The sequence below is a fragment of the Paeniglutamicibacter kerguelensis genome (assembly GCF_017876535.1).
GTDB lineage: Bacteria > Actinomycetota > Actinomycetes > Actinomycetales > Micrococcaceae > Paeniglutamicibacter > Paeniglutamicibacter kerguelensis.
Window position 1 is genome coordinate 3,861,066 of sequence record NZ_JAGIOF010000001.1, and the last position, 25,477, is coordinate 3,886,542.

At 65.3% G+C, this 25,477-nt stretch carries 27 protein-coding genes and 1 pseudogene; 11 read left to right on the top strand and 17 right to left on the bottom strand.

What is annotated here, in order from left to right:
* Nucleotides 1-38 precede the first annotated feature (38 nt).
* Nucleotides 39-1,166: a hypothetical protein gene (locus tag JOF47_RS17535; RefSeq protein ID WP_210000801.1), complete on the bottom strand. Its 1,128-nt coding sequence runs from the start codon at nucleotides 1,164-1,166 to the stop codon at nucleotides 39-41.
* An 85-nt stretch (nucleotides 1,167-1,251) separates the two neighbouring features.
* Here JOF47_RS17535 and JOF47_RS17540 point away from each other — a divergent pair, with 85 nt between their 5' ends.
* The gene (locus tag JOF47_RS17540) at nucleotides 1,252-2,211 is read left to right on the top strand and encodes a D-2-hydroxyacid dehydrogenase family protein (protein ID WP_210000804.1); all 960 of its coding nucleotides are present in this window, start codon (nucleotides 1,252-1,254) and stop codon (nucleotides 2,209-2,211) included.
* 52 nt (nucleotides 2,212-2,263) lie between these two features.
* On the opposite strand, the pseudogene JOF47_RS17545 reads toward JOF47_RS17540, so the two are convergent.
* Nucleotides 2,264-2,593 (bottom strand): annotated as a pseudogene (locus JOF47_RS17545) (winged helix-turn-helix transcriptional regulator); the annotation flags it as partial.
* A gap of 141 nt (nucleotides 2,594-2,734) precedes the next feature.
* Between JOF47_RS17545 and JOF47_RS17550 the strand changes: the two are divergent.
* Both JOF47_RS17550 and JOF47_RS17555 read left to right on the top strand, forming a co-directional pair.
* Complete coding sequence (locus JOF47_RS17550) at nucleotides 2,735-3,619, top strand: SDR family oxidoreductase (protein WP_210000809.1); 885 nt, start codon at nucleotides 2,735-2,737, stop codon at nucleotides 3,617-3,619.
* A 159-nt stretch (nucleotides 3,620-3,778) separates the two neighbouring features.
* The gene (locus tag JOF47_RS17555) at nucleotides 3,779-4,372 is read left to right on the top strand and encodes a GNAT family N-acetyltransferase (RefSeq protein WP_210000813.1); all 594 of its coding nucleotides are present in this window, start codon (nucleotides 3,779-3,781) and stop codon (nucleotides 4,370-4,372) included.
* A gap of 27 nt (nucleotides 4,373-4,399) precedes the next feature.
* Here JOF47_RS17555 and JOF47_RS17560 read toward each other — a convergent pair whose 3' ends face one another.
* On the bottom strand, nucleotides 4,400-5,197 hold the full coding sequence (locus tag JOF47_RS17560) for a dioxygenase family protein (protein ID WP_210000816.1): 798 nt from the start codon (nucleotides 5,195-5,197) through the stop codon (nucleotides 4,400-4,402).
* A gap of 252 nt (nucleotides 5,198-5,449) precedes the next feature.
* Between JOF47_RS17560 and JOF47_RS17565 the strand changes: the two genes are divergently transcribed.
* Nucleotides 5,450-6,949: a SulP family inorganic anion transporter gene (locus tag JOF47_RS17565; RefSeq protein ID WP_210000819.1), complete on the top strand. Its 1,500-nt coding sequence runs from the start codon at nucleotides 5,450-5,452 to the stop codon at nucleotides 6,947-6,949.
* An 8-nt stretch (nucleotides 6,950-6,957) separates the two neighbouring features.
* Here the strand turns inward: JOF47_RS17565 and JOF47_RS17570 are convergent, their stop codons facing one another.
* Nucleotides 6,958-7,389 (bottom strand): acyl-CoA thioesterase, encoded by a 432-nt coding sequence (locus JOF47_RS17570; RefSeq protein ID WP_210000822.1) that lies wholly within the window; start codon nucleotides 7,387-7,389, stop codon nucleotides 6,958-6,960.
* Between the two features lie 82 nt (nucleotides 7,390-7,471).
* On the opposite strand from JOF47_RS17570, the gene JOF47_RS17575 reads away from it, so the two are divergent.
* Nucleotides 7,472-7,930 carry a pyrimidine dimer DNA glycosylase/endonuclease V gene (locus JOF47_RS17575; RefSeq protein ID WP_210000825.1) on the top strand — a complete coding sequence of 153 codons (459 nt, stop codon included), beginning with the start codon at nucleotides 7,472-7,474 and terminating at the stop codon, nucleotides 7,928-7,930.
* On the opposite strand, the gene JOF47_RS17580 is transcribed toward JOF47_RS17575, so the two are convergent.
* From JOF47_RS17580 to exaC, 3 genes are read right to left on the bottom strand one after another with little or no spacing between them, the layout of a single operon-like run.
* Nucleotides 7,927-8,340 carry a DUF779 domain-containing protein gene (locus JOF47_RS17580; RefSeq protein ID WP_210000827.1) on the bottom strand — a complete coding sequence of 138 codons (414 nt, stop codon included), beginning with the start codon at nucleotides 8,338-8,340 and terminating at the stop codon, nucleotides 7,927-7,929. The two genes, JOF47_RS17575 and JOF47_RS17580, sit on opposite strands and share 4 nt — an antisense overlap.
* Before the next feature lie 41 nt (nucleotides 8,341-8,381).
* A complete protein-coding gene (locus tag JOF47_RS17585) occupies nucleotides 8,382-8,573 on the bottom strand; it encodes a hypothetical protein (RefSeq protein ID WP_210000828.1) in 192 nt (63 codons plus the stop codon).
* 40 nt (nucleotides 8,574-8,613) lie between these two features.
* Nucleotides 8,614-10,137 carry an acetaldehyde dehydrogenase ExaC gene (exaC, locus tag JOF47_RS17590; RefSeq protein WP_210000829.1) on the bottom strand — a complete coding sequence of 508 codons (1,524 nt, stop codon included), beginning with the start codon at nucleotides 10,135-10,137 and terminating at the stop codon, nucleotides 8,614-8,616.
* A gap of 291 nt (nucleotides 10,138-10,428) precedes the next feature.
* Here exaC and JOF47_RS17595 point away from each other — a divergent pair, with 291 nt between their 5' ends.
* On the top strand, nucleotides 10,429-11,094 hold the full coding sequence (locus JOF47_RS17595) for a GAP family protein (RefSeq protein ID WP_245356962.1): 666 nt from the start codon (nucleotides 10,429-10,431) through the stop codon (nucleotides 11,092-11,094).
* On the opposite strand, the gene JOF47_RS17600 is transcribed toward JOF47_RS17595, so the two are convergent.
* Nucleotides 11,091-12,401 (bottom strand): GAF domain-containing protein, encoded by a 1,311-nt coding sequence (locus JOF47_RS17600; protein WP_210000831.1) that lies wholly within the window; start codon nucleotides 12,399-12,401, stop codon nucleotides 11,091-11,093. The two genes, JOF47_RS17595 and JOF47_RS17600, sit on opposite strands and share 4 nt — an antisense overlap.
* 199 nt (nucleotides 12,402-12,600) lie before the next feature.
* On the opposite strand from JOF47_RS17600, the gene JOF47_RS17605 reads away from it, so the two are divergent.
* Entirely contained in the window at nucleotides 12,601-13,023 is a 423-nt protein-coding gene (locus JOF47_RS17605) for a VOC family protein (protein ID WP_210000832.1), read from the top strand.
* Between the two features lie 119 nt (nucleotides 13,024-13,142).
* On the opposite strand, the gene JOF47_RS17610 is transcribed toward JOF47_RS17605, so the two are convergent.
* Both JOF47_RS17610 and JOF47_RS17615 read right to left on the bottom strand, forming a co-directional pair.
* Nucleotides 13,143-13,565 carry a riboflavin kinase gene (locus tag JOF47_RS17610; RefSeq protein ID WP_210000833.1) on the bottom strand — a complete coding sequence of 141 codons (423 nt, stop codon included), beginning with the start codon at nucleotides 13,563-13,565 and terminating at the stop codon, nucleotides 13,143-13,145.
* Between the two features lie 43 nt (nucleotides 13,566-13,608).
* Complete coding sequence (locus JOF47_RS17615; protein WP_210000834.1) at nucleotides 13,609-14,115, bottom strand: flavin reductase family protein; 507 nt, start codon at nucleotides 14,113-14,115, stop codon at nucleotides 13,609-13,611.
* 142 nt (nucleotides 14,116-14,257) lie between these two features.
* Between JOF47_RS17615 and JOF47_RS17620 the strand changes: the two genes are divergently transcribed.
* Nucleotides 14,258-14,902: a PadR family transcriptional regulator gene (locus tag JOF47_RS17620; protein WP_210000836.1), complete on the top strand. Its 645-nt coding sequence runs from the start codon at nucleotides 14,258-14,260 to the stop codon at nucleotides 14,900-14,902.
* A 123-nt stretch (nucleotides 14,903-15,025) separates the two neighbouring features.
* Here JOF47_RS17620 and JOF47_RS17625 read toward each other — a convergent pair whose 3' ends face one another.
* The 7 genes from JOF47_RS17625 to JOF47_RS17655 form a co-directional block, all read right to left on the bottom strand.
* Nucleotides 15,026-15,901 carry a ribokinase gene (locus tag JOF47_RS17625; protein ID WP_342592831.1) on the bottom strand — a complete coding sequence of 292 codons (876 nt, stop codon included), beginning with the start codon at nucleotides 15,899-15,901 and terminating at the stop codon, nucleotides 15,026-15,028.
* Nucleotides 15,902-15,913: 12 nt separating this feature from the next.
* Nucleotides 15,914-17,281, bottom strand: coding sequence for an NtaA/DmoA family FMN-dependent monooxygenase (locus JOF47_RS17630; RefSeq protein WP_245356414.1), 1,368 nt, complete (start codon nucleotides 17,279-17,281; stop codon nucleotides 15,914-15,916).
* Nucleotides 17,282-17,413: 132 nt separating this feature from the next.
* Nucleotides 17,414-18,304 (bottom strand): ABC transporter permease, encoded by an 891-nt coding sequence (locus JOF47_RS17635; protein WP_342592832.1) that lies wholly within the window; start codon nucleotides 18,302-18,304, stop codon nucleotides 17,414-17,416.
* Nucleotides 18,297-19,106: an ABC transporter ATP-binding protein gene (locus JOF47_RS17640; protein ID WP_210000839.1), complete on the bottom strand. Its 810-nt coding sequence runs from the start codon at nucleotides 19,104-19,106 to the stop codon at nucleotides 18,297-18,299. The genes JOF47_RS17635 and JOF47_RS17640 overlap by 8 nt, the downstream gene beginning before the upstream one ends.
* On the bottom strand, nucleotides 19,103-20,224 hold the full coding sequence (locus JOF47_RS17645) for an ABC transporter substrate-binding protein (protein WP_210000840.1): 1,122 nt from the start codon (nucleotides 20,222-20,224) through the stop codon (nucleotides 19,103-19,105). The genes JOF47_RS17640 and JOF47_RS17645 overlap by 4 nt, the downstream gene beginning before the upstream one ends.
* 539 nt (nucleotides 20,225-20,763) lie before the next feature.
* The gene (locus JOF47_RS17650) at nucleotides 20,764-20,931 is read right to left on the bottom strand and encodes a hypothetical protein (RefSeq protein ID WP_210000841.1); all 168 of its coding nucleotides are present in this window, start codon (nucleotides 20,929-20,931) and stop codon (nucleotides 20,764-20,766) included.
* A 64-nt stretch (nucleotides 20,932-20,995) separates the two neighbouring features.
* The gene (locus JOF47_RS17655) at nucleotides 20,996-22,264 is read right to left on the bottom strand and encodes a carboxylate--amine ligase (protein ID WP_210000842.1); all 1,269 of its coding nucleotides are present in this window, start codon (nucleotides 22,262-22,264) and stop codon (nucleotides 20,996-20,998) included.
* Between the two features lie 83 nt (nucleotides 22,265-22,347).
* On the opposite strand from JOF47_RS17655, the gene JOF47_RS17660 reads away from it, so the two are divergent.
* From JOF47_RS17660 to JOF47_RS17670, 3 genes are all read left to right on the top strand, one after another.
* Nucleotides 22,348-22,677: a metal-sensitive transcriptional regulator gene (locus JOF47_RS17660; RefSeq protein ID WP_210000843.1), complete on the top strand. Its 330-nt coding sequence runs from the start codon at nucleotides 22,348-22,350 to the stop codon at nucleotides 22,675-22,677.
* 52 nt (nucleotides 22,678-22,729) lie between these two features.
* A complete protein-coding gene (locus tag JOF47_RS17665) occupies nucleotides 22,730-23,050 on the top strand; it encodes a heavy-metal-associated domain-containing protein (protein WP_210000846.1) in 321 nt (106 codons plus the stop codon).
* 73 nt (nucleotides 23,051-23,123) lie between these two features.
* Nucleotides 23,124-25,439: a heavy metal translocating P-type ATPase gene (locus JOF47_RS17670; RefSeq protein WP_210000847.1), complete on the top strand. Its 2,316-nt coding sequence runs from the start codon at nucleotides 23,124-23,126 to the stop codon at nucleotides 25,437-25,439.
* The last annotated feature ends 38 nt before the right edge of the window (nucleotides 25,440-25,477 follow it).

Consider the following 25,477-nt stretch of genomic DNA (forward strand, 5'->3'; position numbering starts at 1 on the left):
TTCGCTTGCCACGTGAAAACCCCGCGGTTCCGTGTTCTTCAGGAAATGCTCGCGACACGCAACCAGGCGGCATCCCCGGAATTCGCATCGGCACACTCCCAGGCTTCAGGCGCGTCGTAGTGGCGCGCATCGTCGGTGAACCAATAGGTCTCGTCCGGGTTCCAGCCGGCAATCACGCTCGCGCTGTCCTCGTCGATCGCAATGGCCTCCCCCGCCAGCGCAAGGTATGCGGCGACCGTCAGGTGCACACCGTCGTGGTCGCGTGCCGCCTGCGAAAAATCTGGCATGGTCCAGCGGCCGATCCGGCCCGTGGTGCGGTACCAATCGTGCCGCTTCTGTGCCGTGACATCCAGCGGATATTCGCGGCACAGTTCCGCCCAGGCCTGGGCGTCGGTGATTTCAAGGATGCGAGCCGAGGGCAACACGCTCAGCCGTCGCGTCTCCGCGCGGTCCCACCCGAATCCGTCTTCCACGCACCACAGGCCCACCGGGGACCCGTCGGTGAAGGCGCCCGTGGAATGCCGCAACTTCGCCGGCGGCATCGACCACCACTCCCCGCTGAAATTGGCTGACGGGTCGGCAAAGCGGTCGGGCATGGCGCGGCGTTCCGCGTTCTCCACCTCCGTCCGCCACGAAGCGAGCACTGCTGATGCCGCTTCGCCGGCGGGCCAGGACGGAGCTGCTCCGGCGTGCGATTCCCCTTCAACGCTCCATTGGTCCGCGGTTGATGCGGGTCGCATCCACCGGGCGGCATCCGCCGATCCGGCGAGGTGTTCCGCGACGCGCACCAGCAGTTTCCGCACCGGCTCCGACCCGGCGATGACGTCATGGCCGTCGGGCTGCTGCCAGTAGCGCGCGGAATCGACGCTCCGGAACAGGGCCCTGCGCAGCGTCCCTTCTGTCGCAGGCACCAGCGCAACGGCGGCCAACAATGACGCAACCTCATCGGCCGTGACCATCGTGTTGCGGGCCGCCTCGGCACCGGGCCCGAAGAAGGCTACACCCTGCCCGCGGTCCGGATCCGCCTGGTAGGAGGCGTAGTACATTCCCGTATTCAGGGGGTTCTCGGCGTCTTCCCCCAGCAGGATCGATTCGGATTCCAGCGCGAACTCCAGCAGCAACCGCCGCCCCCGCCGCCCGCCGAGCAACGCATCAACCAGTTTCACATGCACCCTTCCGATGGGGATCGCCGTCCGTCACACTGCGACCGTCTTTCCACCGTACGCGGTCGCCGGCTTCTAGGATGAAGCCATGCGCATAGCGATCCTCGATGACTACCAGAATGCCGCCCGATCCCTGGCCGACTGGGATTCGCTGCCCGGCGAGCCCACGTTCTTCACCGAATTCCTCGGGCATGACGATGACACCGTCTGTCGTGCCCTGCAGGACTTCGAAGTGGTCGTGGCGATGCGCGAACGCACGCCGTTCACTGGCACCCGGCTGCGGAGCCTTCCGAATCTCAAGCTGCTGGTCACCACCGGCATGCGCAATGCCTCGATCGACCTGGATGCCGCGCAGGAGCTGGGCATCACCGTATGCGGCACCGCGGGAAGCCCGACGGCCGCCGCCGAACACACCTGGGCGCTGATCCTGGCCGCTGCCCGCCGCTTGGACGTGGAGCTGTTCTCTGTCGCACGTCCGCGCGCCGCCTCCGCACCGTGGCAGCAGACCCTGGGCACCGGGCTGTCGGGAAAGACCCTCGGGGTCTACGGCCTGGGCAACTTGGGCAGCCAGATCGCCCGGATCGGCCAGGCCTTCGGGATGCGGGTCATCGCTCACAGCCAGAACCTGACGACGGCCCGTGCCGCAGAGGTCGGGGTCGAATGGGTCGACCAGGACGGGCTCTTCGCCGAAAGCGACGTGCTCACCATCCACCTGAAACTCTCCGAGCGCACCACCAAGGTTGTGGGCGTGAAGCAACTGGCGCTGATGAAACCCGGATCGATCCTTGTCAACACCTCGCGAAGCCCCATGATCGACGAGGATGCGTTGGTTGAGGCCCTCGACACGGGTGTGCCGTTTCTGGCGGCCCTCGACGTGTTCGACGAAGAACCCCTGCCCTCGGACAGCCGGCTGCTGCAGACGCCCGGGGTGATTGCCACCCCGCACCTGGGATACGTGACCGAAGAGCAGTTCCGGATCTTCTACACCGACGCGGTCGAGGACATCGCCGCGTGGTCGGCCGGGGCCCCGACCAATTTGCTGGCCTGAGCCTCGCAGGCCGGGCGGCGTTTCCAAGCCCCCGGCAACGACCGCCGGGGAGCTACCCGTTGACGATGTCGTCGGCGTGTTCGCTGATCCAGACGACCAGTGGCAACAGTTGTTGTACCAACCCTTGTCCCAATTTGGTAAGGCTGTAGTCGACGCGCGGCGGGATCACGGGTTGGGCCTCGCGGTGGATGAAGCCGTCGGCCTCGAGGGTCTTCAGTGTCTGCGCGAGCATCTTTTCGCTGATGCCCTCGGCGCGGCGGCGCAATTCGCTCCAGCGCAACGGCCCGTTCGCCAATGACACCAGGATCAACACGCCCCATTTGCTGGTGACGTGGTCAAGGACCGTCCGGTTCGGGCAGCCGGCCTCGAAAACCGGGGCCGGGCCAGCTGGCTCTTGGGGACTGGTGGTTACCGACGTGAAAGCAGCTTACTTTAAAGTGCGTACTCTCTTTTGGGAAGTAATCGAATTGGTGCTCGGTTGTGATGGGAGGAAGTTCAGTTCACCCTCGAAAGGAATCCCCTCATGACCATCCTCATTACAGGTGCCACCGGCCAACTCGGTCGACTCGTCATCGAATCCCTGCTCGAGCGCAACGTCCCCGCCGGGCAGATCGTGGCGGGAGGGCGAAACGCCGCCAAGCTCGAAGAACTGGCCGGGCTGGGTGTCCAGACCCGCACACTGGACTACTCAGACCCGGTATCGCTGCGCGAGGCCATGGTCGGGGTCGACAAGGTGCTGCTGGTCTCCGGCAATGAGCCCGGCCCGCAGCGGGTGCCCCAGCACCTGAACGTCATCGAAGCCGCCAAGGATGCGGGCGTCGGGCTTCTGGCCTACACCAGCATCACCAAGGCGGACACCAACACCATGGCGCTGGCCGCCGACCACCGGGCCACGGAGCAGGCATTGCGCGAGTCCGGGGTTCCCTTCGCCATGCTGCGCAACGGCTGGTACCTCGAGAACTACACCGACCAGCTCGGAGGCTACCTGCAGCACGGCTCCGTCTTTGGCAGCGCGGGCGAGGGGCGCGTCAGCGCCGCAACCCGGGCGGACCTGGCCGAGGCCGCCGCGGCGATCCTGCTGGCCGACGGCCAGGCCGGCACCGTCCACGAGCTGGGCGGCGACGAGGCGATATCCCTCGAGGACCTGGCCCGCGAGGTCAGCGCCGCAACCGGCCAGAGCGTGACCTACCAGGACCTGCCGGAGGCGGACTTCGCACGACTGCTGGTGGGTGCCGGGGTTCCAGAGCCCTTTGCCCGGATCCTGGCCGACAGCGATCGCGGTATCTCCCGCGGCGAACTGCTCGTGCCGGGCAACGACCTGGCAACCGCCCTGGGACGACCCACCACTTCCCTGGGCGAGGCAGTCCGGGCTGCGGCCGGCCAGTTCGCAGCCAAGGGCGCCGAATAGCCGGTTGTATCCGTTGGATTAAGTGCGCAAACGCGGCGGCCCGGTTCCCCTCCCGGGAGTCGGGCAGCCGCGCTTGCGGTACGGCGCGCGTCGGCCATTGCCACGGGATGCGATGGAATTCCTCTGGCCGGAAGCAATGCCCGGCGGCAGAATTGGCGCATGACCCAGAATGCGCCGGACCCCGAGTGGCAGACCCACCCGGTCACCCCCGACCGGTTCGAGGACTTCGCCGACGTCATCAATCCGACCCGGCGTGACACCCACTGCTGGTGCCTGTCCCACCGGGTGGGCGCCAAGGACATCGACGAGCTTGGGCACGGCAGCCGCGAGGCCGCAATGCGCAGGCTCTGCGAGCGGGAGAACCCGCCCGGGGTGATCACCTACCGCGACGGTGTTCCGGTCGGGTGGTGCAGCATCGGACCGCGCGCCGAGATCCCGCGCTTGGCGGCCTCCAAACTCATCCGGCCCGTGGATGAAGCTCCGGTGTGGAGCATCATCTGCGTGGTGGTGCGCAGCGGACACCGCCGGCAGGGCGTCACCGAGCACCTTCTGCAGGGTGCGCTCGACTACGCGGCCTCGCGCGGGGCACCCGCGGTCGAGGCCCACCCCGTGGACCCGGCAGGGCGCATGGACACCACCATGGCGTTCGTCGGCACCCGGGCCATGTTTGAGCATGCGGGGTTCCGGGTCATCGGCACCACCGATGCGGTGGCCAGCCGGATGCCGCGGCTCATCATGCGCCGCGACCTCTGATGGCGGCCTCGGGCCGCGCGTCGATGTCTAGGTGAGCGACCAGGACCGCTTGGAAAGCCCGTACCAGAAGCCGTCGATTGCCGTCTTGGTCTCGATGCCTCCGGAAGCGTAGGCCGCGCCGAGCGCAACATAGAGCGGCGCCCAGTGTTCCGAGCGCGGGTGCGCCTCCCGGGCAGCCGGGGCCTTGTGCAGGAAGTCGAGGATGGAATCCACGTCGCCGCGGGCCATGGCCTCCTGCGCCCAGTGGTCGAATTCGCTCGATGCCGCTGGCGGAGCCGTGTTCGGGCCGTCGGCGGGGTTGAACCAGCGCAGGTTGTGCGTGGTGAATCCGGAGCCGATGATCATGGTGCCGCGGTCACGCAGCGGGGCAAGCGTCTGCCCGAGCTCAAACAGGCCCTGGGGGTCAAGCGTGGGCATGGACATCTGCACCACCGGGACGTCCGCGTCGGGGAACATCTCCTTGAGCGGGACGTAGGCGCCGTGATCAAGGCCGCGGGTCTCGTCGCGCTCCACGTGGTGGCCGTGCGTGCCGGTCAGCCGCGCGACCTCGTCCGCCAGGTCCGGTGCCATCGGGGCGTCGTAGCGCACGTCGTAGTAGTGCTGCGGGAAGCCCCAGAAGTCGTAGACAAGCCCCTGCTTCCGGTGGGTGGCGCTCAGCGTCACCGGCGCGTTTTCCCAGTGCGCGGACACCATCAGGATGTCCTTGGGCTTCTCCATGGCCCCCGACCACGACGCCAGCTCGGCGGTCCAGGTGGCGTCGTCGGCAAGCGGCGGAGCGCCATGGGAGAGGAAGAGTACCGGGGGTCGATCGGCTGAAGTAGTCATGAATCCAGCGTAAACCAATTTGGTTGACGCTTCAAGCAAATTGGGATCGGAAGTTCGCCACCCAACACAGCCGGAGACGAAAAACACCGCCATCTTGGACACATTGCAAAGCGAGAACCCTGCGGCTCCCTTAGTATTGGGCTGAATCCCCGTAGTGCGCCCGCGCCCATGATCCTGCCCGCCGTTCTCGCGCGGACCAGGCCCTCTCGCCGGCGGCTACGTGCAGCAACCAATTCTCGAACGGACACATTCATGCCTTCCCTGACCGCGGCCGCGCCGACACCCGAGGAACGCCAATCGGTGCTGCGCACGCTTCGCCACCCCAGGCTGCTCGGCATCGAGGTCCTGGGCGGCCTGGTGGTGGCGCTCGCGCTGATCCCGGAGGCCATCGCATTTTCAGTGATTGCCGGGGTCGACCCGCGGGTGGGACTGTTCTCGGCGTTCACCATGGCGGTGACCATTGCGTTCACCGGCGGCCGGCCGGCGATGATTTCAGCGGCGACGGGTGCCGTCGCCCTGGTGATCGCCCCGCTGGTGGCAAGCCACGGAATCCACTACCTGGTGGCGGCGATCCTGCTGGCCGGCGTCTTCCAGATCCTGTTGGTTCTCCTGGGCGTCGCCAAGCTCATGCGCTTCATCCCCCGCCAGGTCATGGTCGGATTCGTCAATGCGCTGGCGATCCTGGTGTTCATCGCCCAGCTTCCGGAGCTGGTGAATGTCCCGTGGCTGGTCTACCCGCTGCTGGCCCTGGCGCTGGCCATCATCTTCGGGCTGCCGAAGCTGACCACCGCGGTCCCGGCGCCACTGGTGGCGATCGTGGTGCTCACGCTCATCACGGTGCTCAGCGGAGCGATCGTTCCCACGGTCGGGGACAAGGGCGAGCTGCCGGACAGCCTGCCCACATTGTTCTTGCCGCAGGTTCCGCTCGACTTCCAGACCTTCCAGGTCATCGCCCCCTACGCGTTGGCGGTGGCCTTCGTGGGGCTGCTTGAATCCCTGATGACGGCGAAACTCGTCGACGACGTGACCGACACCCGCTCGAATAAGACCCGCGAGGCCTGGGGCCAGGGCGTGGCCAACCTGGTCACCGGGTTCTTCGGCGGCATGGGCGGTTGCGCGATGATCGGCCAGACCATGGTCAACGTGAAGGGCTCCGGGGCCCGGACCCGCATCTCGACGTTCCTGGCCGGCGTCTTCCTGCTGGTGCTCGTGGTGGTGTTCGGCGACGTGGTCTCGCTGATTCCCATGGCCGCGCTGGTGGCCGTGATGATCTTCGTGTCGGTGGCGACCTTCGACTGGCACGGCATCCGCCCCTCGTCGCTGCGCCGCATGCCCAAGAGCGAAACCGCGGTCATGGTCATCACCGTGGTGGCGACCGTCTTCTCGCACAACCTCGCGATCGGTGTGGGCTTGGGCGTGCTCTCCGCGATGGTGCTTTTTGCCCGGCGGGTCGCTCACTTTGCCACGGTGGAGCGCCGCCTGGACCCGAGCGGGGACACCGTCACCTACACGATCCACGGCGAGCTGTTCTTCGCCTCCTCGAACGACCTCTACACGCAGTTCGAGTACGCGCTTGACCCGGCGAACGTCGTGATCGACATGCACGAATCCCACCTCTGGGACGTCTCCACGATCGCCGCGCTGGAGGCGATCACGGCCAAGTACGCGGGCCGGGACAAACATGTCAGCATCACCGGCATGAACGAGGCCAGCGCAGCCATGCACGAACGCATGGCCGGACACCTGGGCTAACTGCCGAGCTAGACCCGGGCCTCGACGAATGCACCCTCGAGCCAGGCACGTTCGAGATCGTTGAGCGCACGGCTGGAGACCTTGTCCTCAGCCAGCGGAACCATCACCGAGGTGCCGTCGAAAACCGGCTGCCCGTCCTGGATTCCCACGTGCCGCAGTGAGAACGACTTGGTGCCGATGCGCACCACGGACAGCTGGACGACCAACGTTGGCTGGTAATAAAGCGGACGCAGGTAGTTCAGCTGCAGCGAGGCAACGACCGTGCCGAAGGGGAAACGGCCGGACTTGCCCCGTGGCTGCGTCCAGCGGATGCGGGCCTCCTCCATCAGCGTGACGACGCGGGCGTTGTTCACGTGTCCCAACGCGTCCTCGTCGGACCAACGCAATTGCAATTCCATGTCGATGGGCACTCCGGTGCCCGCGGGGGTGTTTTCACTCATGAAGCCCATTGCACCAGAGCCGGGGCCAAGTGCGCAGAAGATTAAGCACTCGGCAACCGAATCGGGCCGATAGGCTGGGCAGATGCGTCTTTGGAGCCTGCACCCGCGATACCTGGACACCAAGGGGCTGCTCGCCTGCTGGCGCGAAACCCTGCTGGCGCAAAAGGTGCTGGACGGCGGGACCACCGGATACCGGAACCATCCGCAACTCGAACGGTTCCGCGCCACGGCCGACCCGCTGGCGACGATCGGACTCTACCTGGGGAAGCTGGCCGTGGAGTCCGATGCGCGGGGCTACAACTTCAACCGGGGCCTGATCCTGCGCCCGCCGATTGGCGGCGAAGGGCCCCGGATTGCCGTGACCAGTGGCCAGGTTGCCTACGAGCGGGAGCACTTGCTTGCAAAGCTGGCGGTGCGCGACAGCCACCGCGAAGCCGTTCTGGCCGCCGAGGATCCGCCGGCCCTGCACCCGCTCTTCGAGGCGGTTCCCGGGGACATCGAGCCCTGGGAACGGCCCTCGAACCAGCCCACGGGACCCTAGGACACCGGGAACTCAATGATCTCGCTGCGGATCAAAAAGCGCTTGCCCTCCGGTGCCTCCACCGAGAAGCCGGAGCCGCGCCCGGGCACCACGTCGATGGTCAGCTTGGTGTGTTTCCAGTACTCGAACTGTTCCTTGCTCATCCAGAAATCCAGTGTCCCCAGGGCGCTGCCGTCGGCATCGGGCAGCGTGAAGACGCCCAGCAGGATATCCGAATCCCCTGTCTTGAATTCGCCGGCCGGGAAGCACATGGGCGAGGAGCCGTCGCAGCAGCCGCCGGACTGGTGGAACATCAGCGGACCGTGCCGGTGCCACAGCAAACGCAGGAGGTCTGCGGCTTCCTCGGTCATGGCCACCCGGGAGAAGTTCTCCCCGTAAATGGCCGACGCTGATTCAATGACGGTTTCCATGATGTGCTCCCTAGTGTCCGCCGCCAGGCGGAAGCTCTGATTCAAACACCGAGGTCCGGCGCCGCTCCATGACGGTGGTGCCGGACCTCGATGCTGACCTGGATGGCTTGGCCGGTGTTGGGCCAATTGTCCTGCTTTTGCCCGATGCCGTCGATGGCCAGACGGCCGTCGCTCCTTGCGTGGATCGGTGTGGGCAGGAAATGGTGGAGGGTCCCCGGGACGCCGACGGGCAAGGGATGAGGCTGTTGGCCTGCGTCCCGGGGAAAATGCGGTTTAGAAGAAGCCGAGCTTGTCCTCCGAGTAGGAGACCAGCAGGTTCTTGGTCTGCTGGTAGTGGTCCAGCATCATCTTGTGGTTCTCACGCCCGATGCCAGAGGACTTGTAGCCGCCGAACGCCGAGTGCGCCGGGTAGGCGTGGTATTGGTTGACCCAGACGCGGCCGGCCTGGATGTCGCGGCCGGCGCGGTAGGCGGTGTTGCCGTTGCGGCTCCACACGCCCGAGCCCAGCCCGTACAGGGTGTCGTTGGCGATCTCGATGGCATGGTCGTAGTCGCTGAAGCGGGCCACCGAGACGACGGGGCCGAAGATCTCCTCCTGGAAGATGCGCATCTTGTTGTGGCCCTCGAAGATGGTCGGCTGCACGTAGTAGCCGCCCTCAAGGTCCCCGCCGAGCTCGGCGCGCCCGCCGCCGGTGAGCACCTTGGCGCCCTCGGCCTTGCCGATGTCCAGGTAGGACAGGATCTTTTCCAGCTGGTCGTTGGAGGCTTGGGCACCCATCATGGTCTCGGTGTCCAGCGGGTTGCCCTGCTTGATGGCCTCGGTGCGCTTGATGACGTCCGGCATGAACGTGTCGTAGATGGAGTCCTGCACCAGCGCGCGCGACGGGCAGGTGCAGACCTCGCCCTGGTTCAGCGCGAACATGGTGAAGCCCTCCTGGGCCTTGTCGTAGAACGCGTCGTCCTTGGCCGCGATGTCCTCGAAGAAGATGTTCGGGGACTTGCCGCCGAGCTCCAGGGTGACCGGGATGAGGTTCTCGGAGGCATACTGCATGATCAGCCGGCCCGTGGTCGTCTCGCCGGTGAACGCGATCTTGCGGATGCGCTTGTTGGAGGCCAGCGGCTTGCCCGCCTCCACGCCGAAGCCGTTGACGACGTTCAGTACGCCGGCCGGGATCAGGTCGCCGATCAGTTCCATAAGGACCAGGATGGAGACGGGGGTCTGCTCGGCGGGCTTCAGGACGATGGCGTTGCCCGCCGCGAGGGCCGGGGCGAGCTTCCAGACGGCCATGAGGATCGGGAAGTTCCACGGGATGATCTGGCCGACCACGCCGAGCGGCTCGTGGAAGTGGTACGAGGTGGTGTTGTCGTCGAGCTGCGAGAGGCCGCCCTCCTGGGCGCGGATGGCGCCGGCGAAGTAGCGGAAGTGGTCGATGGCCAGCGGGAGGTCGGCGTTGATCGTTTCGCGCACGGCCTTGCCGTTGTCCCAGGTTTCGGCGACGGCGAGCATTTCCAGGTTTTCCTCGATGCGGTCGGCGATCTTGTTCAGGATCACCGCGCGCGCAGCCGGGCTGGTCTTGCCCCACGGGCCCGCCGCGGCCTCCGCTGCATCAATTGCCGCCTCGATGTCCTCCGCAGTGCCGCGGCCGACCTCGCAGAATCCCTTGCCGGTGACAGGGGTGACGTTTTCGAAATACTGCCCCTTGATCGGAGCCACCCACTGCCCACCGATGTAGTGGTCGTATCGGGTCTTGAAGTGAACGAGGGATCCTTCGGTGTTCGGGTTTACGTAGACAGTCATGGTGTCTCCTTGGATTTCGAGGGGTTTTCACTACCATGTGTGAGCCTACTCACGCCGACGTTGCGGCAACGTTGCATGCCTTCGCGGGCAAGGTTGCAACCGCGGGAAGAAAGCATGCAGCGAAAACAGGCCGCATCGCAGTCTCTTCCCCGTGTCCGCAACGAGCCGGTTCCGCCCGTCGGAGTTGTTCGTGCCAAGTCAGGACGTTCGCCGGCGACTTGTGTTCGGAATTTCCGCGGGAGATCATCAAGAGTCTGCATCCAGACCGCCAACGAAAGCGAAGTGCCACATATGCTCACCGCCATCGGCGAATTCCTGCCCCTCGCACTCGGCATGACGCTCAGTCCGCTGCCGTTGATCGCGATTGTTGTCCTGGTGCTCTCCGCCAACGGGACCGGACGCAGCCTGGGGTTCATGGCAGGGCGCCTGATTGGCATCGCGATGATGCTCACCGCTATGACGCTTGCGGCCGAGGCCTTGCCGGAGTCCTCGGAAGCCACCACGCTCAGCGGCCTGCTGAAGATCTCGCTTGGCCTTGGACTCATCTATGTGGCCGCGCGAAAGTGGCGCAAGAGGCCGCAGGGGGAAACCGAACCCAAGGTGCCGGGGTGGATGTCGAGCCTCAACACGATTTCCGCGCCGCGCGCCTTCAGCATGGGTCTCGCGTTGACTGTCGCCAACCCGAAGGAACTGGCCTTCACCTTGGGCGCGGCGATCTCCATCGGCGCAGCGCACGAGCAGCCCGGAGCCATCATCGTCCTGGCATTGATCTACACGGTGTTGTCCGGTGCCAGCGTCCTGGCGCCTGTCATCCTGCACCTCGTTGCGCCCGGGCGCGCCCGGAGCGTCCTGGGCCCCGTTCAAGCATGGCTGTTGCGCCACCAGTCAACGGTGGTCGGCGTCGTGCTGTTGGCCTTGGGCGTCGTGCTGATCAGTGACGGGCTGACCTACCTCTAGCCGTTCGCTTCCAGCCGCTCGAGCGCGGCAACTATCAGCGCGCGGTGCGGCGAACGGGCCGGCAGCACCTGCAAAGTGGTGCTCAGCAATTCCTCGTCGCTTTGTGTTTCGGGGGCCTGCAGGAAATGCAGCAATTGTTGTTCGGTGCCGTCCTGCAGCATCGCCTGGCGCAGCGCGGCAAAGACTTCCTCACGGATCGCTTCGATGCCCGGTGCGCTCGAACGTTCAATCACCGGCCCGTCGTAGTGTTTCAGGGCGGCGTCCAAATCACCCGACTCGATGGCCGTCAGAACGTCGCGTGCGTCGCTGCGCGGAACCTTCGCCAGTCGATAGGGGCGCGAAAGCGGAACCAGGGACTTGTCGAAGCCGGATAGCACCTTGCGTAGCCGCACCAGTTCCGCACGCAGGGTTCCAAGGTCCGCGGCATCCGGGTTCACGTGCAGCAGGTCCACGAGTTCTTCGCCGCTGAGCCCTCGTGGATGCCAGCTCAGCAGGGTCAGGAGTTCCGCATGCCTGGTGCTGAGCTCCAGTTGTCTGGTCCCGCGAACCACCGCGGGCCCGGTGGCCGGCATGAGCCGCAACCGGGAATCGGCATCCGTCTTGGCACGCCGGCCGGGAACGGTGAAAATGCTGTGCTTTGCGGCGGTCGGTTCGATTCTTTGCTGCTGCCAGCGAAGCTCGGATTCCGCCGCTGCCACGGCCGCCTTGAGCAGGGCCAGCGAATACGGGGCAACTGCTTCCTCCCCGCCGGTCAGGTCGACCACGCCAATCACTTCGCCGGTGTCAGGCGCGTGGATGGGAACGGCGGAACAACTCCAAGAGTGGGCGATTTCGTTGAAATGTTCGGCGCCCGAGACCTGCACCCCCCCGCCCGTGGCCAGGGCCGTGCCCGGCGCGGAGGTTCCCACCGTGCGCTCGGACCAGTCTGCCCCCGGGACAAAGGCCATGGATTCGGCTTTCCGGAGCACTTGGCTTTCGCCCTTGACCCAGAGCAGGCGACCGGTGTGGTCGCCGATGGCGAGGATCAACCCAGTGTCCCGAGCAGGCTCCAACAGAAGCCTGTCAAAGACGGGAAGCACCAGGCGCAGCGGAGAGTCGGTGCGCAATTGGTGCAGGTCCCCGTCGGCCAGCACCGTGTGTTCATTGGATGTCGAGTCCTCTTGGAAGCCGATGGAGCGAATCCATGATTCCCTGACGACGTCGCGCAATTGAAGGACGGAATTTCGATGGTCATTTGCACCCAAAATTTCATGGGCCCTTAGCGCACGACGCTGGTGCGACTGCGAAGCCGGGGAAATCAGCGGCATTCTCTACCTTTCGAGGCAGGTTTCATGGCGGTCGTCTGGAGACATGGTCAACACGATTCCATCGCAATGTTTAGCCCAGCCTAGGTGAGATTGAGTCCCTTTTGAACCCTTGGAAGTGCCCCTCCCTCATGCCAGAGTATGTGTCGGGCCACATTGTCGCCCGACCAAGGGCACAAGCCTGACAGAAGGGAGCGGTCGGATGAACCGCATGGTATTCATCAATCTTCCAACGAAGGATCTCGCGGCCTCGGATGTTTTTTACGCCGGCCTCGGTTTCAAGAAGAATGAAGATTTTTCAAATGACATGGCCAGTTCGTGGATGATCACGGATACCAGCTGGATCATGATCCTGTCGAAGGGGTTCTACGAATCGTTCCTGCGCAACGGCGACACCCCCGCCTATGGCGCGGGCGGACGCGAAGTACTCAACGCCCTCAGTGGCGAGAGCCGCGCCGAGGTTGACGAATTCGCCAGCCGCGCGCTTGCGCATGGCGGCACGATCTACCGAGAGGCTGCCGAGGAAATGCCGGGCATGTACTCGGTGGCGTTCCTCGACCCCGACGGGCACGAGTGGGAGGTCGGCTGGTTGGACATGTCGGCCTTTGGTGCCGACGGGGATTAGCGGAGAAACTTTCCCGCGCCGTTGGGAGTGCCGGCGGTTTCGAAGCATCCGAAACCACCGGCAAAACTCTCTGTGTCCCGGGCTTCGCTTTCCCGATCGCCACGTTGGCGTTCCCTCGCCTAGGTCTCCAGCAGGTCATTGAGGAAGGACCGCGCGCACACGACGTCGTCACTGGTCTGCCTGATGAGCTCGTCCACGGTGTCGAAGCGTTCCATGGGGCGCAGGAATGCAATAACATGAACGCCGATTCTGCGCCCATAGAGATCCGCATCGAAATCGTGGATGTATGCTTCCACGCGCTTTTCCTTCACGTCGCCGAACGTGGGGTTGTTGCCCACGCTGACGGTTGCCCCAAACGTTTCAGCCCCTGGCGGGAAGGAGACCAGGCCGGCATAGACGCCGTCCTCCAGATCCCCCGACAGGGCATCGACCTGAATGTTCGCGGTAGGGAACCCCAAAACCCGGCCACGCTTGTTGCCGCCGACCACGACTCCGGCAAACCGGGCCAGCAGCCCGGTCGGGCCGGCTGGACCGGCAAGCATCCGGTTCACCTCCGGGTCCCGTGCGGCGTCGGAGCTTGGATGGTCATTCGGCAATCTGCAGCTCACGGAACTTGCTCTGGTGGAACACCAGCGGGGTCACGTCGGGGAACAGGTCGGACTTGACGACCTCCAGCAGGACAACCACGTGGTCTCCCCCGTCAAAGGTCGAGCGCACCTCGCATTCGAGCCAAAGCGCCGCGCCCTCCATGACCACGGCCCCGGCGTCGGTGGCGCGCCACGGCGCATCAAGGAACCTGTCGGTGTTGCGCGAAGCCAGGCTGCGGCAAAGCTGCCCCTGGTGCGAACCAAGCACGCTGAGACCCAGGCGATTGCTATCAGCCAGGACCGGCCAGGTTGCGGAGGACTTGGCAACACAGATCCCCACCAGGGGCGGGTCGAGCGAAACGGAGGTAAACGAGTTGACCGCGATGCCCACCGGAGCCTCGTCAACGACCGAGCAGACAGCAACGACGCCCGTGGGAAAAAGCGAGAATGCCTGTCGCAGGGCAAGCTGGTCCGGTGCGCCCTCGGTGTTTGTCTGTATTGACATTTTCTGGCTCCTTCTCGATCCAACGATTGCTCGCAACTTATATTCAAGTTTGATTAGTTAGAAAGATACTATTGCGGGTTTGTCGTCCTAACAAGTGCGCCCTTGATGTTTTTCACGACTTTTTTTGACTACGATGGGAGCCATGTCAACCACAACGCGTCTCCTGGTGCTGGGTGCGGTGCACCAGTTCCAACCAGTGCATGGCTACTTCCTGCGACGTGAGTTGCTCACGTGGCATGTTGACGAGTGGGCGAACATCCAGCCGGGCTCGATCTATAACGCATTACGGTCCCTGAAGAAGGATGGCTACGTCGAGGAAACCGGGACCGAATCCGAGGGCAACCGGCCCGAGCGCACCACCTACAGCATCACCCCCGAGGGCGAGGTCGAGTTCTTGCGCCTGCTCCGGGGGGCATTATGGACGGTGGAAACCTTCGACATCGGACCGGTCATGGCCCTGACGTCGTTCATGTATGCGCTCAGCCGTGAGGAAGTCCTTGCCGCGCTGGATCACCGCGTACGTGAGATTGACGCAAAGATCGCCAGCAACCAATACAGCATCGAGGATGTCCACCGGTCGACGTCCACCCCCGCCTATGTCCGGGAGATCTTCGAGCTCTCCATCAGCCGGCTGCGCGGGGAGCAGCAATGGGTCCGGGGGCTCTCCGAACGCATGCGCGCAGGCGAGTACACCTTCGCAGGGGAAACCAAGACCCCCAAGGCGACCCGGGGCAGGGAAACCCCGAACGCAGGGACCCCGCCGCAGGTTGCCGAGCCCGCCCCCTAAGGCACCGCTGGCTTGGCCGCCAGGGCAAGCAAAAATGCCGGTCTTCCCGCTTTTTCGAAGCGGCAAGACCGGCATTTCCGATGCGCAACGGAGCCGGAACGGACCCGTCGACACACACCCTGGCTAGCGGGTCGCCACCAGCTCGGCGAGCGATTCAACGCACAGCCGAGCCGTCTGCGCACCCAGGTCCATGGCCACCAGCGCCCCGGCGGCCGAGGCCCGTTTCATGGCCTCCGGCATCGACGCCCCATCGCTGAGGGCCGCCGCCAGCGCGCCGCAGAAGGCATCCCCGGCCCCGGTGGTGTCCACGGCGTCGACGGCAAACGCCGGAACCCGCAGGTCGTCGCCTGCACGGCTTTTCCACCAGGAACCCTGGGAGCCCAAGGTCACGATGACCGATTCGGGGCCCGCACCCAGCAGCGCATCGACGCCGCCCAGCGCCGCGGCCTCCGTCTCGTTGACCACCAACACGTCCACATGCGCCAGCAGGGATTCGGTGAAACCGGTGGTCGGTGCCGCATTCAGGATGTTCAGCGCACCGGCCACCCGGCCGGCGGCCAGCGCCACCTCCACCGTCGACGCGGGAACCTCAAGCTGCGCCAGCACCACATCCGCGCCGTCGACGGCGGTTGCCGCGGCGCGGGCGGACAGCGCGGCGTTGGCCCCCTGCGAAACGATGATGGAGTTCCCGGATTCGGGCAGCATGGCCACGTGGGCCATTCCCGTCGGCAGGTCCTTGCTCACCGACAGGAACGCGTCGTCGAGCCCCGTGTCATGCAACGCCCTACGTAGGAATAATCCGTCAGGGTCGTCGCCGACGCTGCCGCAAAAACGCGTTTGGGCTCCGCTGCGCCCGGCGGCGACCGCCTGGTTGAAGCCCTTGCCGCCGGGGAGCCGGGCAACGGCCTCGCCGAGCACCGTCTCCCCGACCTCGGGGTTGCGATCGACCCGCACCATCACGTCAAGGTTGATGCTGCCAACCACGCACACGACCCCCACGCCGTCGTCCCCTTAGCGGTTCAGCGCGGCGGCCGGCTGCACACGATGGCCCGCGGCCGGATGGCTGGCGCCCAGCACCGGGGTGCCGGTGCCGAAGAGGCGCTCGCGCAACGTGGAACCCTCGTAGTCGGTGGCCGCGACGCCGCGTTCGCGCAGGATCGGCAGGACCATTTCGACGAAGTCGAGCGTCGACCCCGGCTGGATCACCGGGGTGAGCAGGAAACCGTCAAGGTCGGCGGTCTCCGCCAGCGCGCAGATGGCGTCGGCCACCTCCTCCGGGGTGCCGACGACCGGCTTGCTGCGCACGCCGTGGGCGTGCCAGTCCGCGAGCACGTCACCCACCGTGAGGTCGGCAAAGCGGGAGACCTGGGTCTGCGAAAGCTCGGTGCGCAGCTCGGCCATCGGGGTTTCCGGGGCGTAGGAGGACAGGTCCAGGCCGGTGAACATGGCGTAGGAGGCCACGGCGACGGCTGGATCCTGGGCCTGAAGCACCGACTCGTACTTGGCCTGCGCCTCCTGCCGGGTCGGGGCAATGACGCAGGAGAACGCGGCCATCAGCTTCACCGAATCCGCGTCGCGGCCCGAGGCGACCGCCTCGTCGCGGATGGCCTTGACCTGCGCGGCCATCTTGGTCGCGGAGGCCCCGCCCAGGAAGATGCATTCGCCGTGGCGCCCGCCGAACTGGCGGCCGCGGTCGGAGGACCCGGCCTGGAAGAGCACCGGGGTGCCCTGCGGGGAATAAGAGGTGTTTCCGTAGCCCTCGGAGCGGAAGTACGGCCCCTCGTGGCTGATCCGGTGGACCTTGGCCGGGTCGGCGAAGCGGCCGTCCTTGTTCCGTTCCAGCGCGTCGGGCTCCCAGCTTCCCTCCCACAGCTTGTAGACGACCTCCATGAAGTCGTCGGCCATGTCGTAGCGTTCGTCGTGGGCGACCATCGGGATGCCGAACGCGGCCGCCGCGGTCTCCGCGGTGCCGGTGGTGACGACGTTCCAGCCCAGCCGCCCATTGGAGAGCTGGTCGAGGCTGGACATGCGGCGTGCGAAGGAATACGGCTGTTCGATCAGCGTCGAGCCGGTGATCACGAAGCCCAGGTCCGTGGTGGCCGAGACCATGGCGGCGGCGACGATCGCCGGGTCCAGCCGCGGCAGGTCCAGGGATTCGACGGTGCAGATCTCCGGGCGTTCCCCGTTGACTTCCGACCAGCCCCAGGCGTCGGCGAGGAACACGAAGTCCAGTCGGGCCGCCTCGCAGATGCGGGCGATGTTCTTCCAGTAGTCCAGGTTGTCGAAGTGGTCGCGTTCGTTCTCCGGGTGGCGCCAGGTGGCGGTTCCCGAGTCGTTGGCCTGGGCGTTTTCGAACAGGCCGAAGCGTAGCTGTTTCATGTCATTACCCTTCATCAAAAAATTTGTTGGATCCCGATGGCACGGGTGGGAAACCCGGCTGGAGGCGGTCCAGCGGGCGACTATCTGAGGTGCGGCTAAATGGGGGTGTGCGGGGGTCTCGCGGGCGACGAGCTAGCGGGCGACGACGTTGCCGTCGCTCCACCACAGGACCTTCTTGCGCACCAGGGCCAGGACGGCGACCAGGCCGACGCCCATGAGGCAGAGCAGCACGATGCTGGCCCAGACGACCGGCAGGTTTGCCTGTGCGGCGGAGATCGTCACCAGCGAGCCGAGGCCCGCCTGCTGTCCGGCCGCCACGAACTCGGCCACGGCCGCGCCCACGATCGCCAGCGGCAGCGCCACGCGCAGCCCGGCGAAGACAAACGGCATGCAGCCGGGCAGGCGCAGGTCTCGGAAGATCTCCCAGCGGCTGGCGTGCAGGGTGCGCATGACGTCCATGGTCCGCGGGTCCACGTCGCGCAGGCCGGCCAGCGCGTTGACGAGCATCGGGAAGAAGACCACCAGGGCCGTGACGATGTACTTCGGCGTCATGCCGAAGCCGAAGGCCACCACCAGCGCGGGGGCGATCGCCACGATCGGGGTGACCATGATGACCACGAAGAGCGGCATGACCGCGCGTTCCATGATCTCGAACTCGGCCATCACCACGGCGATGGCAAAGCCGATCAGGATGCCGGCCGCGGCGCCCACGAGAACCTCCTGGAGTGTGACAAGCATGTTGCTCCAGTACATCTCGGGGTCACCGGCCAGGCTGGCCCAGATGTCGCCGATGGTCGGGATGACGTAGGGATTGGCCAGCGCGACCACCTGCCAGAGCATCCCGACCACCAGGAAGGTGATGGCCGGCGGGACCCACAGCCGCCACCTGGTCGCCTTGGAGAACTTCGCGCCGGCGGAGAGTTGCCCGGCCTGCGGGCCGGCCCTCAGGATTCCGGCCCGCGCGCTGTCGGACAGCGGGGGCTCGTTTTTTGTTGCGGCCTGGGCCACATGTACATCAGACACGGGCAACCTCCATGACGTTGTGCAGGGTTGATCGGACGCGGCCTTCGAGGTCGCGGAACTCGTCTGTCGCGTAGACGTCTGCATCCCGCGGGCGGGGCAGGTCCACTTCGATGACCTCGGCAATGCGGCCCGGGTGCGCCTGCATCACGATGATGCGGTCCGAGAGCATGATGGCCTCGGGCACCGAGTGGGTCACGAAGAGCACCGTCTTGCGGTTGGACTGCCAGAAATCGAGCAGGCCCAGCCGCTGCTGGTCGCGGTTCATCTCGTCGAGCGCGGAGAACGGCTCGTCCATGAGCAGCACGCTCGGGTCGAAGACGAAGGCGCGGGCGATCGCGACGCGTTGCTGCATGCCGCCGGAGAGCTGCGAGGGGTACTTGTGCAGCGCGTGCCCCAGCCCGAACGAGGCCAGGATTTCCTTGGGGTCCCGCAGCGTGCGCCCCGCGTTGGCCTTGCGGTTCACGGACATCGGCAGGGTGACGTTGTCCAGCACGGTGCGCCACGGCAGCAGCGCCGGGGACTGCGGGACCAAGCCGATCATCTTGTTCTTGGTGGCGGTCTTGATGGAGGTTCCGTCCACCAGGACGTCGCCGGAATCGGCCTCGCCCAGGCCGGCGATCATCTTCAGCAGCGTGGATTTGCCGCAGCCGCTGGGTCCGATCACCGAGACGAATTCGCCCTTCTTGATGGTGATGCTGACGTCGTCGAGCACCAGGGTCTTGGACCCCACGGCACCGAAGCTCTTGGAGACGTTGCTGATCTGCACGCCCGCATGCTCGGGGGTCCCGTGCGCGAGGCTCACGACGCCGCCTTTTCGGTCGGCCAGATGAGGTTGCCGTCCTTGTAGAGGTCCGTGACCAGGGTGGTGTCCATCATGTCGGTGACGGGGGGAACCGCGGCAAGCTTTCCGTATTTCATCACCAGTTCGTATTCCGAGGCCCACTGGTCAGCGGTCTGCATGCCGGGGCTCAGTGCCGGATCGCTCTTCACCCATTTGGATTCGACGCTCCAGGTGCGCTCGAGCTGCTCGCGCGGGAACGCCGATCCCTGGTTGTTGTCCGCCGCAAGCTTGCTGATCCGGTCCAAGCAGTCCGCGTCGTTCTCGAGGCAGTAGTCCAGGGCCTTGAGCGAGGCGCGCATGAAGTCGGAGGCGGTTTCCCGGTGCTTGGTCAGGAACTCGGTGTTGGCTTCCATCACGTTGTAGGTGCCCTTGACGCTCAGGTCCGCGGGGAGAAATTCCTTGAACGGCAGGTTCATGGCCTTGAGCGTTTGCGGCTGGTTCGAGGCGTAGCCGACGATCGCGTCAACCTGGCCGCGCGTCACGACGGTGGGGTCGTAGTTGGTCATCTTGATCAGTTCGACCTTGGAAACATCCACGCCGGCCGCGTCGAGCATGGCGGATGCGATCGGGGTGAGGTTGATGAAGTAGCCGAGCTTCTTTCCCTCGAGGTCCTTGAGGCTGGCGACCTTTTCATTGGCGAAGATCGAGAACGGGGAGACGCTGCCGTAGGTGGCGACGGCTGTCAGGTTCTTGCTGTTCGCCGCTGCGAGCATCACGTCCGAGGCGGAGCCCAGTGCGGTGAACTGGGCTTGGCCCGAGGAGACCAGCTGCTGGCCGTTGGCGCCCGAGGCATTGATCTCAACGTCGAGGCACAATGCGTCAAAGTAGCCGAGTTCCTTCGCCAGGAAAACATCCAGCTGGCCGGCGCTGGCCGAATAGCCGTATCCGGAAATGTAGGTGATCTTTCCGGCATCCTTGTTGCGCTGGCAGGCCGCGTCGTCGAGGACTGTCTCAGTGTTGGATGGCTTCGTCGCAACGGGTGCGCCGCCGCCACAGGCACTCAGTGAAAGCGCTGCGGCAATGCCGCCGACAACGAGAAGACTGCGGCGACGGGCGCCTTTTTTCAGCAGATTGCTCACGAGTTGAAATTCCTTCCTAGGTCCGGATGGGGCATTTCAGTCAGCATAAACTTGAATGGATAAACTTGTCTATACTTTTGAGCAATCAAGATCACACCACTTCGACTGGCCACAAAGCAGGTTTCGCGAGAGCCTTCGCGCCACCATTTACTCCATCAAAGTGGCTAGATCCGGCCGGAAAACCGACCTCGAAAACTGCGGGCACACGGCATTGCGCAGCGGTGTTTCAAAATCTCGAACATAGTTAAGTTTGACCATTCTTCGCTCAGATCGCTCGCGGAGTGAGAACGGGTGGGCAGAGCGGAAACACGACCCCGCGCACCAGGCGAAGCAACAAGTCAACGTTCGGCGAACTGGACGCGGCGACACCGCGGCCGCCCGACGAACACACAACGCAAGACCTAAGACGCAAGAGACACGTGGGCGACAGATGCACTCGGCCCGCAACAGGGATTCATCCGCGACACAGAAATGCGCCGGGTTATTCAAGATTCCTGAATCACCCGGCGCACTTTTGGCGTGCGGACTGGTTGCTGAAGTTACGAGGTGCAGGCCTCGTTGGAACAGCCTGCGTCCCTCGGCGACCAGTGGGCTTCACCCTCGCCGCGATCCTCCCAGACAACATGCCGGTGCTGGCCGCAGCGTTCGCAAGCAGGGGCCATGTACGTGGCCTTCTCAGCATCCGTGTACAACTTGTACTCGCCCATGGCGTTCTCCTTAGGGTTCCCCGACGGCGGTAGCAACACTCTACGCCGGGGCACCGGGCGAACTCTAGGGCGCCGGGTAGTGGCGCTTGAACTTTCGGTAGTGGTTCAGGGTGCTGACCAGGATGTAGTACCAGCGGCGGGGGTCGGTTTCCTTGCGGTAGAACAGCGGGTGGCTGTAGGACTTCGAGGAAATGAGCTTTTCCACCTTCTGCTTCATGTCCTCGGGGACATAACGGCGCAGCAAACGCAGCGGCAGGATGGTGTAGAGGTGTTCGTCTTGGAATTGCGTGAATTCGGGATCCTCCGGCAGGCCATCCTGAAGGAATTCCTGCACGTAGAAACGAGAGACGTTTGCCCCGGCCGCGGAGATGTAGAAGTGGTTGCGTCCCAGCCGCGGGTTCAGTTCAAAGAACTTGTAGCTGCCATCGCGCGGATCCAGCTTCATGTCAAACATGGAGAACCCCGTCCAGCCGAGTTCGTTGAGCATCTTGGTTCCGGCCTCGATGGCCACGTCGTTGGGCTGGGCCACGATGGCGGCGGAGTTTCCCAGTGCACCCGGCGCGTGCTCCTCAACGATGACCCGCCCGCAGGAGGCAAAGCGCACCTTGCCGCTTTGGTCGCTGAAGAACGTGGCGATGTGCATGCCGCTGTCTCCGCCGGGAATCAGGTCCTGGATGACCAGTGTTCCCGCGTACCCGGCGGCCGTGGCCTTGGACACCAGGTCCTTCAGCTCTGCCTCCGTTGCAACCGTGTGGACCTTCTTCTTGCCGGCGAATTCAAGCTGTCCCCAGGCAACCCCGTCGGAGGGCTTGACGATGGCGGGCAACGGAACCGTGGCCTCGGCCAGGCGCGCGGGCAGTGCTTCGATGTCCGCGGCCGCATCGGCACAGTCGTGGACCACGGTGCCCGGGAACGGGATGTCCAGACTGCGGCAGAGTTCGTAGAACGCGTCCTTTTCCGTGGCTCGATCCAGCTGGCTTTCGCCAACGTACGGGACGGTGAACCAAACTCGCAGGCGCTCCGCGTTGCGGGCGATGAAGCGGATGTGCTGGTCGGCTCCGCCCAGCAGCAGCAGCGGTCGAGGCCCGCTCGCGCCGGCGGAAAATTCGCGGCCGAGCGAAATCACGAAGTCCAGGAAAGCCGCCTCGTTGCCTTGGTCGGCAAAGGGGCGTGCGTCGAGGATGCGGGAGTGGTCCACGATTCCGGTCATGACGGATGGGACAACGGCGGAAATGGCCCCGTGCTCCTGGTGGAACTCTCGAGCCAATGAGTATGTGCCGATGTCGCCCCCCAGGATGACAGGGACAAAGGACTGCTCGGAGGGAATACGCATAAACCAAAGTTATCAATCATTCGCCCATCGCATACCCCGGGAGGGTACTTGACAAGATACCCCCAAGGGGTATTATTGCGACTATGGAAAACGTTGCAGCCCCCGTCGATGAACATGTAAACCACGCCTACACCGCCAACAAGGAGGCCCTCCTGAAGCGGCTCAGTCGCATCGAGGGCCAGGTGCGCGGGGTCAGCCGCATGGTTGACGAGGAGAAATACTGCATCGACATCCTCACCCAGATTTCGGCCATCAACGCCGCGCTGCACAAGGTCAGCCTCGGCCTGGTGGAGGACCACGTTTCACACTGTGTGGTCAACGCCGCAGCCCAGTCGATCGAAACCGGCGACCAGAGCATCGTGGCGGACAAGGTCGCAGAGGTGACTACCGCCATCGGCCGCCTGCTGCGCTAATCACCGGCACGCATACATTCCACACCCCTCAAGAACCACCCAAGGAGAACACATGAGCAACGAATCAAGCTGCGGCGGTTGCGGCTGCGGAAGCAACTCAAACGAAGGCCTCACCATCACTGCACGACCCACTGAGGAAGCCATGAGCCAGAGCAGCATCACCCTGAAGATCGACGGCATGACCTGCGGCCACTGCGTCGCCTCCGTCACCGAGGAACTCAATGAGGTTCCGGGCGTCAGCAACGTCGAGGTCTTCCTCTCCGCCGGCGGCACCTCCACCGCCACCATCACCACCAGCGCACCCGTCGAGAACTCTGTTCTCGAAGCAGCAGTCACGGAGGCCGGCTACACGCTCGTCTCCGCGAGCGCCTAAACCCCCTCACCTGCGGCCGGAGGCCGGACCACGCGTCCGGCCCGCCGCCAGGTTCGAGAGAAGAAAAGGAATCATGAGCAACGACATCACGTTCCCCGTCAACCAACGCATCGTCGAACTGGACATCCAGGGCATGACCTGCGCATCGTGTGTCGGCCGGGTCGAACGCAAGCTTGGCAAGATCGAGGGCGTCGAAGCACTGGTGAACCTGCCGCTGGAATCGGCGCGCATCACGGTCCCCGACAACGTCAGCGACGAGCAACTCATCGCCACGGTCCAGTCCGCCGGCTACCAGGCCAGCCTCAAGGTCGACCAATACGCTTCCGCACCCGCGGCCCCTGCCTCACACGCCCACGCGACGGCGGAACCGACCTCCGACTCCCCCGCGGCCAACGAACCGCACCAGATGCCGGGCATGAACCATGCCGCGGAACCGGCCAGCGGCGACCTGAAGAAGCGCCTCGTCGTGGGCGCAATCTTCACGGTGCCGCTGTTCATCATCTCCATGGTCCCCGCCGCACAATTCCCGCACTGGGGTTGGGTCGCACTGGCCCTCGCCACTCCCGTGGTGTTCTGGTCCGCGTGGCCGTTCCACCGCGCCGCGGCCATCAACGCCCGCCACTTCGCCTCGACCATGGACACCCTGGTGTCGATCGGCGTGCTGGCGGCCTACTTCTTCTCGCTCTGGCAGCTGATCGCGGACCCGAACATCACGGCCCACACGGGCATGTCGATGAGCGAACACGCACTCTACTTCGAGACCGCGGGCGTCGTGGCAACATTCCTGCTGCTCGGCCGCTACCTTGAGGCCCGCGCCAAGGCCCGCGCCGGCGATGCCTTGAAGACCCTGCTCAACCTGGGCGCCAAGGAAGCGACGGTGCTGCGCGACGGCGTCGAAACCAAGATCGCGGCTTCCGAGCTGGTTCCGGGCGACGAGATTGTCGTCCGCCCGGGCGAGAAGATCGCCACCGACGGTTTTGTGGTCTCAGGCCACTCGGCCATCGACACCGCGCTGGTCACTGGCGAATCCGTGCCCGTCGAGGTGGGCCCGGACGACACCGTCACCGGCGCCACCATCAACACTTCCGGCAGGCTGGTGGTTCGCGCCACCCGCGTCGGCAAGGACACCACGCTGGCCCAGATGGGCCGCCTGGTTTCCGAGGCACAGACCGGCAAGGCACCCATTGCCCGGCTGGCCGACCGCATCTCCGCGGTCTTCGTCCCGATCGTGCTGGCCATCGCCGCACTCACGTTTGTCCTGTGGATGGTGCTCACCGGCGACCTGGATTCGGCATTCGCCGCGGCCGTTGCGGTGTTGGTCATCGCCTGCCCGTGCGCCCTGGGCCTCGCGACACCCATCGGCCTGCTGGTCGGAACGGGCCGCGGCGCCCAGCTGGGCATCCTGATCCGCGGACCGCAGGTCCTCGAGGACACCCGCAAGATCGACACCGTCCTGCTGGACAAGACCGGCACCATCACCGAGGGCAACCTCTCCGTCACCTCGGCCACCCCGGCCGCCGGATTCGACAAGGCCGAGCTGCTGGCCCTGGCCGGCGCGGCCGAGTCCAGCTCCGAGCACCCGATCGCCCACGCCATCGTCGCGGCCGCGAAGGCCGTCGCCCCGCTGGCCGAGGCCACCGCGTTCACCTCCGCCCCGGGCGGCGGCGTCCGCGCCGCCGTCGGCACCCGCATGGTCGTCGCGGGACGGGAAAGCTGGCTCAGGGAGAACGGGATCGAGCTGAGCGACGAGCACCGTGCAAGCCTCGCCGCGGCACAGCAGTCCGGCGCAACCTCCATCATGGTCGGCGTCGACGGCTCCTTTGCCGGTCTGGTCAACCTGACCGACACCGTCAAGGAATCCTCCGCGGCCGCAATCGCCAAGCTGAAGGAACTGGGCCTGCGCCCGGTCCTGCTCACCGGCGACAACGCGGCAGTGGCCGGGCAGGTTGCCGCGAAGGTGGGAATCGCCCCGGAGGATGTCTTTGCCGACGTCTTCCCCGACGGCAAGGCGAAGGCCGTTCGCGACCTCCAGGCACGCGGACAGGTCGTGGCCATGGTCGGCGACGGAGTGAACGACGCCCCGGCCCTGGCACAGGCGGACCTCGGCATCGCCATGGGCTCGGGAACGGATGTTGCCATCGAGGCCGCCGACCTGACCATCATGGGCAACGACCTGAACCAGGTAACACAGTCCATCGAACTTTCCCGCAAGACCCTGGGCACCATCAAGATGAACCTGTTCTGGGCCTTCGCCTACAACACCGCGGGCATCCCGATCGCCGCCCTGGGTTTCCTGAACCCGATGATCGCCGGCGCCGCAATGGCCGCCAGTTCGGTGCTGGTTGTTGCCAACTCGCTGCGCCTGCGCAGCTTCGGAAAACGCGGCTAGCAACGTCCGGCCACCCACGCCCGAAGGTTCGGTGTCCC